The organism is Micromonospora maritima (assembly GCF_902825405.1).
Lineage (GTDB): Bacteria > Actinomycetota > Actinomycetes > Mycobacteriales > Micromonosporaceae > Micromonospora > Micromonospora maritima.
This window is the reverse complement of the sequence record NZ_CADEAU010000845.1, coordinates 1-1,384: the sequence shown is the minus strand read 5'-3', so window position 1 is coordinate 1,384 and position 1,384 is coordinate 1. Positions and strand designations below refer to the sequence as shown.

General features: G+C 76.9%; 2 protein-coding genes. Both read right to left on the bottom strand.

The window, feature by feature from the left end; genetic code table 11:
* Positions 1-186: 186 nt before the first annotated feature.
* Positions 187-696: a hypothetical protein gene (locus tag HUW36_RS32895; RefSeq protein WP_174531588.1), complete on the bottom strand. Its 510-nt coding sequence runs from the start codon at positions 694-696 to the stop codon at positions 187-189.
* A 46-nt stretch (positions 697-742) separates the two neighbouring features.
* A partial coding sequence (locus HUW36_RS32890; RefSeq protein WP_425487290.1) for a GTP-binding protein occupies positions 743-1,384 on the bottom strand: 642 nt, incomplete at its 5' end.

The window sequence follows — 1,384 nt, the reverse complement described above, 5'->3', positions numbered from 1 at the left end:
CACCCGGCGCCCGGTCAGGCGTACCGGGTCGCCGGGGCGCAGGGCCAGCGCGGTCAGCACCTCGGGGTGCAGGCGTACGACGCCCCGGCGGGCGTCCAGCGCGGCCGGCCGCAGGCTCGCGGTCAGGGTCAGGTCGGGTTCCGCCACCCGCCGACAGTAGCCGCCGGCACCACACCCCGCCCGGGGTCAGCGCGGGCCCGGATCCTCCAGCAGGGACGGGTCCCGACGGATCATCTCGGCGAGCCGGGCCGCCGGGTCGGTGTCCAGCGGGTCGTGACCGGGCGCGGGCACCGTCTTCACCGACATCGGCCAGGCCGGCGGGGGCGTCGGCGCGGCGGTCGGGCCGACCGTCACCGCCGGGCCCGCCCAGGAGACCCGCAGCGGGTACGCCTGCCCGCCCACCTCGACCCGGAGCGTCACGTCGAGCCCGGGATGCTCGGCGACCACCCGCCGGACCGCCTCGGCGACCTCCTCGACCGGGTCCCGCCGGTGCGGCGCCTCCCCGCCCCGCAGCCGGTACGCGCCGTGCCCGGCCCGCCCGCCCGGCGGCTCGTCCGGGACCGGCCCGTCGCCGGGCCCACCCCGCTCGACCGCCTCGACCGCCTCGACCGGATCGACGGGCAGCGGTGCCCGTCGGCGCCGTGCCTCCTCGCGCCGGGCCAGCCGGGCCAGTGTCTCGTCCAGATCACCCCTCATCGCGTCCACCCCCTTCGCCAGAAAACGGACCGGATCGACTGTCGGTTCAGCCCTCCCGGGACCGGGTCGCCCGGTCGAGCGCCCGGTCCAGGACGACGAGCAGGGCGTCCCGGACGGAGAGCCGGTCCCGGGCGTCGAACTGCACCAGCGGCACGTGCTCGGCGATCGCCAGCGCCCAGCGGATCGACGGCAGGTCCAGCGCCAGTTTTCCGTCGAAGGCGTTGACGCCGACGGCGAACGGCAGTCCGGCCCGCTCGAAGAAGTCGATCGCGGGATAGCAGTCGTCGAGCCGGGCGCTGTCCACCACCACCAGCGCGCCGAGCGCGCCCCGCGCCAGGTCGTCCCACATGAAGCCGAACCGGGCCTGGCCGGGCGTGCCGAAGAGGTAGAGCTTGAGGCTGCGGTCGATGGTCACGCAGCCGAAGTCCATCGCCACCGTGGTGGTGGTCTTGCCGGCCACCCCGCCCGGGTCGTCCACGCCGATGCCGGCGCTCGTCATCTCCGCCTCGGTGGTCAGCGGCGCGATCTCGGAGATGGCGCCGACCGTGGTGGTCTTGCCGACCCCGAAGCCGCCGGCGATCAGGATCTTCACCGGGATCGGCGGGCGGGGCGCGGGCGCCCGCCGGACGATCGGAGCCGGTTCGCCGGGCGCGCCCGGTGGCCGGTACGGCAGCGGCGGCGGCGCCGG

What these genes read in the sequence shown, in the direction of transcription:
- HUW36_RS32895 (WP_174531588.1), bottom strand. Translation starts at nt 696, where the DNA reads ATGAGGGGTGATCTGGACGAGACACTGGCCCGGCTGGCCCGGCGCGAG.